The sequence below is a fragment of the Ideonella lacteola genome (assembly GCF_038066555.1).
Lineage (GTDB): Bacteria > Pseudomonadota > Gammaproteobacteria > Burkholderiales > Burkholderiaceae_C > Ideonella > Ideonella lacteola.
Window position 1 is genome coordinate 19,591 of sequence record NZ_JBBUTG010000038.1, and the last position, 8,404, is coordinate 27,994.

The 8,404-nt window shown below is 61.4% G+C and carries 6 protein-coding genes and 1 riboswitch; of the genes, 4 read left to right on the forward strand and 2 right to left on the reverse strand.

Features of this window, described 5'->3' with window-relative positions; translation table 11 throughout:
- Positions 1 to 355 precede the first annotated feature (355 nt).
- Positions 356 to 442: riboswitch (cyclic di-GMP riboswitch) on the forward strand.
- Between the two features lie 392 nt (positions 443 to 834).
- The gene (locus tag AACH06_RS28990; protein WP_341429305.1) at positions 835 to 2,877 is read left to right on the forward strand and encodes a putative bifunctional diguanylate cyclase/phosphodiesterase; all 2,043 of its coding nucleotides are present in this window, start codon (positions 835 to 837) and stop codon (positions 2,875 to 2,877) included.
- A 255-nt stretch (positions 2,878 to 3,132) separates the two neighbouring features.
- Here the strand turns inward: AACH06_RS28990 and AACH06_RS28995 are convergent, their stop codons facing one another.
- Positions 3,133 to 3,303 carry a hypothetical protein gene (locus tag AACH06_RS28995; protein WP_341429306.1) on the reverse strand — a complete coding sequence of 57 codons (171 nt, stop codon included), beginning with the start codon at positions 3,301 to 3,303 and terminating at the stop codon, positions 3,133 to 3,135.
- A 145-nt stretch (positions 3,304 to 3,448) separates the two neighbouring features.
- Positions 3,449 to 4,531 carry a phosphate ABC transporter substrate-binding protein PstS gene (pstS, locus tag AACH06_RS29000; RefSeq protein WP_341429307.1) on the reverse strand — a complete coding sequence of 361 codons (1,083 nt, stop codon included), beginning with the start codon at positions 4,529 to 4,531 and terminating at the stop codon, positions 3,449 to 3,451.
- 407 nt (positions 4,532 to 4,938) lie between these two features.
- On the opposite strand from pstS, the gene AACH06_RS29005 reads away from it, so the two are divergent.
- The 3 genes from AACH06_RS29005 to AACH06_RS29015 all read left to right on the forward strand — a co-directional run.
- The gene (locus tag AACH06_RS29005) at positions 4,939 to 6,822 is read left to right on the forward strand and encodes a methyl-accepting chemotaxis protein (RefSeq protein ID WP_341429308.1); all 1,884 of its coding nucleotides are present in this window, start codon (positions 4,939 to 4,941) and stop codon (positions 6,820 to 6,822) included.
- Positions 6,823 to 6,849: 27 nt separating this feature from the next.
- Complete coding sequence (locus AACH06_RS29010; protein ID WP_341429309.1) at positions 6,850 to 7,512, forward strand: hypothetical protein; 663 nt, start codon at positions 6,850 to 6,852, stop codon at positions 7,510 to 7,512.
- Positions 7,513 to 7,750: 238 nt separating this feature from the next.
- The coding region (locus tag AACH06_RS29015) for a HAMP domain-containing protein (protein ID WP_341429310.1) at positions 7,751 to 8,404 on the forward strand (654 nt) is incomplete at its 3' end.

Consider the following 8,404-nt stretch of genomic DNA (forward strand, 5'->3'; position numbering starts at 1 on the left):
AGCCGAGGCCGTCTCTGCCGGGCACATGGCAGCTATCGCCTGGATCGCACACCAATCTGGGGCCCGGAAACCTTGATCCCAGCTTCACCCGACGATCTTCGTCATCGAAGATGACCCTTTTCGATACCCTCTGCGCGTCAGCCCTCGGATCGCTAGATTACTGTGCCGCTTGGCGGGCGGTGTTGGCATGCAGAGCTGAGTTCAACAGGTATATGGTTGCCTGCGGTGCTCTTGCGTTTCATACGGGGCCGTGAGCGAATGCACGCGCGCCGCCTCAGCTGTGGCGCGAGGTCACAGATTCGTCATCTGCGGCAGCGACAGTAACTCTAGGTGCCGGCAATCGCCGGCCGGACACATCTGCGAAGGGCAAAGCCGCGCGAAAGTCGGCGACGCAAAGCTACCGGGCTACAGCGCAGAGCGCCAAGCTAGCGGGGCTACTCAACAAGGTTGAACCCAGTTGAACAGCAACCTTTGCATCTCACAGAATGCGAGGTTAGCCGTGATCCGCTGTTTGGTTCAAGTGCCCGGTCGCAGGGAACGACAGGGGACGGACATATCGCCGTGGACCCTCCTCGGCATCAGCGTGGCCTTGGTTGCGTCCGCTGCGCTGGCTCCGATCTTCGGTATGGGGGATGCGCCGGGCGCCGGCACGTTGGGTTGCCAAGCGCGCCAGACACGGGCACTCCCGTGGCAACCACCCAAGCCCATAGGCTCGGCTGGTTTCGCCGTTGCGCCCAGCAAATGCGCGGCAGTGGCTTCAGGTGCATGACGGCCTGAGCCATGCTGAGGGTCAGGCCCAGTCTCTCACGACGGCTCACACTGTCGGTGACGGTCATGTTTGCGCTGCTGGTTGCCTCAGCCGGCCTCGCGTTGCATCACGTGCGCCAAATGTCAGCCACGATCGCGGCGCTACGCTCAGCCGATCTCGAGCGGCTGTGGCTGACTTCGAACGTCAACGAAGAGGCAAACGACGGAGCGCGCAAGCTCATCGTTCTGCTCGCCGCACCTCGGGAGCTACGCCCCCAAGTCTACGCAGAGATCGATGCCGCTCATCGACGCCTGGACAGTTCGATGGCACTGCTCGCCCGACTCTTGGAGCGCGGTGATCGACATCCTGGGTTTTCGCTGATGCTGGACTGTCTGCAGCGGTATCGCAGCGCGTACCGTGAAACGGCCGAGCTGATTGAAGCGGACGACCACGTGGCCGCCAAGCTGTCCATCATCGACCGCGTTGACGTTGAACTGTCGATGCTGATCTCCGCGACCCAGAACCTCGATGAAACCGAGAGGGACCGGCTCAGTGAGCGGCTTTCGGAGCTCGATCAAATGCTCGCCCGCGATCGCACCGTTCTACTGGGCCTGGGGAGTGTCGGCGGGCTTCTCGCGCTCGCGCTGACGATTTGGGTCTATCGGGGTGTCGCAAAGCCCCTCAGAGCGGTCGCACGGGCGGCGCGTCAACTCAGCCGGGGCAACTATGACCAACTGTTGGCCGAGAGTCCACCAAACGAAGTCGGCGACATAGGACAGGCCTTTAACCAACTGGCGCGTGCCGTGAGGCAGCGAGAAGCTGCGCTCAGAGAACTGATCGAGATCGATCCGCTGACAGGGTTGCTGCAGCGCGACCGGTTCATCGAGATGCAGTCGGCGGCGGTCCGTGAAACCGCCGCGGGTCAGTCGCGCACCGTGCTGGTCTGCTTCGACATCGAGCGCCTCAAGTCAATCAACTCGTTATTGGGTTTTGACGCCGGAGACGAAGCGATCAAGCATGTGGCCAAGCGTGCCCAGGCGCTCGCGGCGCCCGCCGGCACCGCGGCCAGGCTAGGTGGGGGCACCTTCGTGGCTATCTTGCCGCTCAAAGGGCATGAGACAGCCGCCGAACGTGCCAAAGCCTACAGGGCGGCCATGGATCAAAGCCTCACCTGGAACGGCCATGCCATGGATCTCGCTGTGACACTTGGTTTTGCCATCTGCTCGGTGCATGGCGAGACGCTTCCAGAACTGATTCGCCGCGCCGAGCAAGCCCTGTACGAGGCCAAGCGGACTCGCGCTCCCATCGCGGCATACAGCCCGTCGATTGAGGCTGCCAGGCTGGACCACTTGAGTCTCCTCTCCGAACTGCAGCAGGCGATCGAACGCGGCGAACTGGTACCGTTTCTGCAACCTAAGCTTTGCCTGCGAAGCAACACCATCGCCAGCGCCGAGGCACTCGTCAGATGGCGTCATCCCACGCGAGGCTGGATTCCGCCTGCCGAGTTCATTCCCTTTGCCGAGAGCACCGGGCGAATTGTGGACGTGACACGCTGCATGCTTTCGCAGTGCGCCGAACTCTTGTCTCGACATCTTCCGAGCATTCAGTTGGCAGTCAATGTGTCGACCTACGATCTGCGCGACCCCTCCTTCGTCAGCATGATTCAAACTCTTCTGTCGGAGCACTCTTTGACCCCGGATCGGCTGCGGATCGAAATCACCGAGAGCGGGCTGCTCGACACGGGTACCGAGCCCATCGGTCGCCTGGCTGCCTTGCGCGATCTCGGCGTGGGCGTGTCGATCGACGACTTCGGCACCGGTCAGTCGTCTTTGGCCTACCTGCGCCGATTGCCTGCGAACGAATTGAAGATTGATCGCAGTTTCGTCAGTGGTGCCGACCGCGATGCGGGTCGCCAGGAGATGCTGTCTGCCATCGTGCGCATGGCTCATGGCATGGGCTTAGCGGTAACGGCGGAAGGCGCGGAGACCGCGGCTGAAGTCAACCTGCTGCGAGAGATCGGCTGCGACTATGCACAAGGCTTCGCCATTGGAAGGCCGATGTCCGTCACCGAGTTCATCGCGACGATGGGCGCTCAGCTAACAATCGAAACGCATGACGGCAACGATTGAGAGGCCGTGGCCGAATTGGAGTGCGGTCGGCATCAGCGGAAGAGGTGCTTCCCGGCTTGCGGCACGTCGAAGGCAGCCGATGCGGTGGCATCTGGCGTCGACTTTCCTATCTATATGCGCCTCATACGCCTATTGTCCCGGCGGCCTTGTTCACCGTTTCGTTGCACAAGCCTGTGGACAAGTGGTGCGAGGCGACTGCAAGGCCTTGATTCAAGCGGCAATGAAGCAGGTTGCCTCAAATCAAGGCAACCGGTCTCATACGACACCCACGCGGGCCACGTTCTCAACCAAGCGTGCCCGCAGCAGCGTCTGCGCCCCTTCTAGGAGAGCTGCCTCGTTGGCGGTCAGATCCGCCAGGGCCCGCAAGGGCGTGAAGCCATTGACGAGCAAGAGCAGGCTTCGATGCATCGGAGGAAGGTCGATCATTCCGATGGCAGCTCGTGCACCTTCATCCGTACGCATGAGGACCGTGTGATGGGCAATGTGGTCATGTCGCATCGTCACTCGTCCTTCCGAAGCCAGTACTGCCTGGGCAAAGGTCTTTGCCGTTCGAGCGGACTGTACCAGCGCATCACTTCATCAGTGAGCTGAGCACCTTGGCACCCAGGGGCTCGCCGGCCGCGCCCGTAATCTTGGAGATCTCACGATAGGCGTTGGCCTGGACACGAGTGGGCAGCGGTACGAACCTGGCCTCCCGTGCCAACGCGTCCCCATTGAGGTAGGACCAAGTGATGAACCTCAGAGCCCGCTCAGCACGATCCGTCTGCTTGGCGACACGCGGTACAGCAACAAACGTGCCCATGGTGATCGGCCACGACCTCGCGCCAGCGCTGTTGCTGATCGAGCTCAGAAAGTCCCCTTTTGCGTACCAGTCGCTGCGCGACACCGCTTCACGAAACCCCTCGGGCCCGGCCGTAACGAACTGACCGTCCGCATTTCGTAGCGCAACGCCGACCAATCCGTCGTCGAGCACGTAGTTGTAGTCGATGTACCCGATCGATCCAACTGTCGAGCGAATGGTCTTTGCAACGTCAGCGCTGCCCTTGGCGGCCAGCACTTCGCCCTTCCATTGGACCTTGTTCGCAACGCCATGCTGCGTCTTCCAGTCCGGACTCACCCGGCTCAAATAGTCCGTGAAGTGAAATGTGGTGCCTGACCCATCCTCGCGTACAACTCGACGGATCGGCAAGGCAGGCAACGGCATCCCCGGGTTCAGCGCCTTGATAGCGTCGGCATCCCATCGCGTGACGCTGCCCAGGAAGATGGCCGCAAGTACCTCGCCCGACAGCTTCAGCGTGGCGTTTGAGACCTGCGGGAGGTTGACCACAGGCACGATCCCGGTGACGACGGTGGGGATCATTACCAACCCATCGCGTTCCAGCTCCTGGGCTGAACCGACGATGTCCGAGCCGCCAAAGTCCACTTCGCGACTTCGAACTTTGGCCATGCCTGCGCTCGACCCTACCGCCGCATAAGTCAGCGACTCGCCGCCTCGCACTTTGGCGTATTCCGCGGCCCAGACCTTGTAAACCGGCGCTGCGGCGGACGAACCGGCGCCCGCCAGTTCCTTGGTTTGTGCGGAGGCTGAGCCGCACAGCGCGCTTGCGCAGGCGACAACGACGGCAAAGGAGCGGGACAGCGAGCGGAACAACATGATCGGAATCTGGAACAGCCAGACGTCAAGCTAAGTGGAAACCCGAATTCTTTCCCAGGGCGACACCGCTTGTCACTGTATGTAACTCACGAAGCCCGCGTACGTGTGCAATCTCTGGCGCCCCAGGCTTCGGAAGGCCAGTGGGCCCCTTGGTGCACGGCGCCGACCCATTTCGATCGAAAGCATGACGTCTGTCACATGGGCCTGGCGGCAGAGATGCCGCGCCGGCGATGGCAGCGAACGTGACAGTTTTGCGACATGCCACTGCCGACATATGCCACATCAATCGCCCTTTTCTGGGCTTTGAATCATCTTTGACCGGCCGAAACTCGCCAAGAAGCTTCTTCACACTTCCTCTTAACAGGCGTCTGGTTGTCCCGATGAGCCCATCTCCGATCGTTCGCACCATGAGCGTGCGCGCCCGCCTGATGATCGTCGCGGGCATGTGCGCCATGCTGGCCGTATTACCAGCATCTCAATTGGCGATTGGCTATGCGGACGACATCCGCTTCGTCGACAACGAGTTGTCCGCTCTGCCTGCCAATCGCGCATGGCAGGAGGTGGTGGCATCCATCCAATCTCATCGCCAAAGCGCTGCAGCAGTAGCAACCAAGCCGGAAGCCGAAACCCAGCGCGCGGCGGCGGCGCAACGTGCTATGGCCGCGTTCGATGGCGTCCTGCAGGCGTTGGAAGACAGGCACGCAACCACGGCTCGACTTGAAGCCGCCAGGTCTCTCAAAGACTCGTTTGCAAAGCTGGCGCAAGCCAGCTCCAACAAGGGCCTGGCTCTTGCGGCGCTGCTGCAAAGACACAGGGACCTGTCGGACAGGGTCTTCAATGAGATAGCTGAGCTCAATGCCGACTCACAGCTGCTGTTGGATCCGGAGGCCACGGCCTACTTTTCGATCATCGCAGGTCTACAGATCGGGCCTCGCATCAGCGACTCGCTCTCCGAGCTGAGCTCTATTGCAGTAGCGGCCGCAGTGGATGACATTGGGGCGGTGTCCTCAGCGGCTTCGAGGTATGCCTACCAGATGGACCAGCTGATGCTGAATCTTCGCCAGGCTTCGCGTCTTGACGTGCGTCTGGAACGAGAGTTTGCCCCCGTCCTCGATCAGGCGGCCCAGCAAAAGCAAATGGTGGAGGCAACCCTTGCCGCAGCAGCCAAGGATGTCAACTATCCGCTGGACAAGATGAGCCAAGCTCTCAGCGACGCGTCGAAGCTTCAAACCGTGCTCGCCTCCGAAGTCATCGGCTCGGTTGAGTCAGAGCTGTCGGGTCGGGCGAATGCGTTGCGAATGCAGGCGCTGGCGATGAGTCTGTTGGTGCTGGGCGGCTTAGCAGCTGTGGCCGCTGTGCTTTGGCGCACGGTCCAAGGCATCCTCCGCCCTGTGATGACCGTGGTGTCGGTAACAGAAAGAATTGCCGCCGGCGACCTGTCGCATCCTATTCCCCAGGCAAGGGGCGATGAATTGGGTCGAGTGCTTGCGGCGATTTCAACCATGCAGGACAGGCTGCGCGAGTTGGTGCAACAAATTCAACAGGCATCGAGCCAAATACGCCATGGAGCTGCCGAGATCGCCACGGGCAACCAAGATCTCAGCCAACGCACCGAGAACGCGGCGATGAGTCTCCAGCAGACTGCGGCGTCCATGGAACAAATTGACGATGCCGCGCGATTGAGCGCCGAAGCCTCACAACACGCGCATGCGTTGGCTTCGCAAGCTTCCGATTCAGCGCACGCAGGTCGGCAGGTCGTCTCAGCGGTCGTCTCCACCATGGACGGCATTCAAACCAGCTCGCACCGAATCTCCGAGATAACCGGCGTCATTGACGGTATCGCCTTTCAAACGAACATCCTCGCCTTGAATGCCGCCGTCGAAGCTGCTCGCGCTGGGGAACACGGCCGAGGATTTGCAGTGGTCGCCTCCGAGGTTCGGGTGTTGGCGCAACGCTCCAGCAGCGCGGCTCGGGAGATCAAGCAACTCATCCAGGCGTCCGTCGAGCGTATCGACAGCGGTAGTCGCCTGGCCGGACAAGCCGGCGAGGCCATGGCGCAGATCGTACGCGGGATCGGCGAAGTCAGCTCCACGATCGCGACAGTGTCCACCACCGTGCAGAACCAGTCTGAAGGCCTTCGGGGTGTCCGAAGTGCGGTAGAGCAGCTCGATGGTGCGACCCAGCAAAACTCTGCACTCGTCGAGCAGTCCGCTGCGGCGGCTGAGTCCATGCGAGAGCAGGCAACTCGGCTTCATGATTTGGTCGGTGTGTTTCAGCTTCCCGCACGCTGAGTCGTCAAACCCATCTTCCATCTTGCCATGAAAGCGAAAGCCAAGACTTCCCGTGGTTTGTTTGCTGTGGCGATGGGCGCGTTACTGGCGTGGGGCTTCATTGTGGTCGCCGGCAACCACTGGCTTCAGGTTTTGGCGAGGGTTGCCGACCCGACCACCTCGGTGATGCGGGAGTGGAACAAGGTCGAATTGGCGGTCGAGCAAGTCCGGATCATCACGCTCGCTCACGCGTTCAGACTGAGTGCATCGTTGGAAGAGGTGCGTAGCCAGGACGCGAACAAGGAACTAGCAAATGCGGCCGCACAGGCATTGCACAGCCTCGCCACGATACGGGGTGCCGACAAACCTCGTGGCAGTCATTCCTCCCCGGACAAGCCGACAGGACCGCTCGATCGCTATCTCTCTCAGGCCGGGCGGGTTATCTACGCGTCAAGTCACGTGGGACCCGCTGAGGCGGAAGAGCAATTGACGAGGTTTCAGCAAGAACATGCTGCACTTTCCGAATGGCTGAATGCCGAGCGCCAACACTCGCTAAAACTCAACGAGGACCAAGTGTTCGTCGCCACGACCTGGGTCAAGGCCTGTATCGCTGCCGCATCCATCCTCTCGCTGATCTTCGCTACATCGATCATCTACTTCTCGTTTCGGGTGCTGGTTTCCTCTATGCGCCCTGGTGGTGTGAACGCATGACACGGCCCAGTCCGAGACGGCTCCCACACTGGCGCGGACGTCCTCTTGAGACATTGACATGACTACTTCCTACCTGACTCGACTGACGCTGGCCAGACACTTGGGCTTTGGGTTCGGTGGCCTGCTGATCATGTTGTTGACCATCGCTGGGTTGAGCGTTGTTCAAATGCGTGCTGGCGGCGATCAGCTGCGAGACATCGTCGGGATCAAGAATGAGAAGCTCGCCTTGGCGAATGGCTTGCTCGAAAGCATCAATAGCATGGCCATACAGGCCCGCACGGTCACGCTGCTTACCAATGTGACGGCCATCACCGACGAAATGAACAACTTTGGCCAGGCCAAGAAGCGCTACGCGGCGAGCGAGGCTCGTCTCCTGGCGTTGGTCGGCAGCACGGGGGACGAGGCCGAACGCAGGCTCATGGACGAGATCGTCGATGCGGGGAAGAAGACAATTCCGCTGGTCGAGCGCGCGGCGCAACAGGGCCTGGATGGGGCTGGCGTCGAAGCAACGAACACTTTGACCGAAGCCGTTCGGCCCGTCGAGGTCGTTTGGCGCCAGAAGGTCGGCAAGCTGATCGAACTGGTCCAGACGCAGAACGCTGAAGCCGCCGCGGCGATGGTGTCGTCACAGAAGCGCGCTCTGGTAATGGTAGGGGCGTTGATGGCCGGTGCGATGGCCATCGGCGTGCTGCTGGCCTGGCGTACGACCCGCAGCATCGCCACGCCGGTCGCGCGCGCGGTCAAGGTGGCCGAGCGCATCGCCGAGGGCGATCTGACCTCGACCGTCGAGATCACCTCGCAAGACGAGATCGGTCGTCTGCTGCAAGCCATCCACGGCATGCAGGACCGGTTGCGCGTGCTGGTGGGCGACATCCGCTCGTCGGCCGATTCC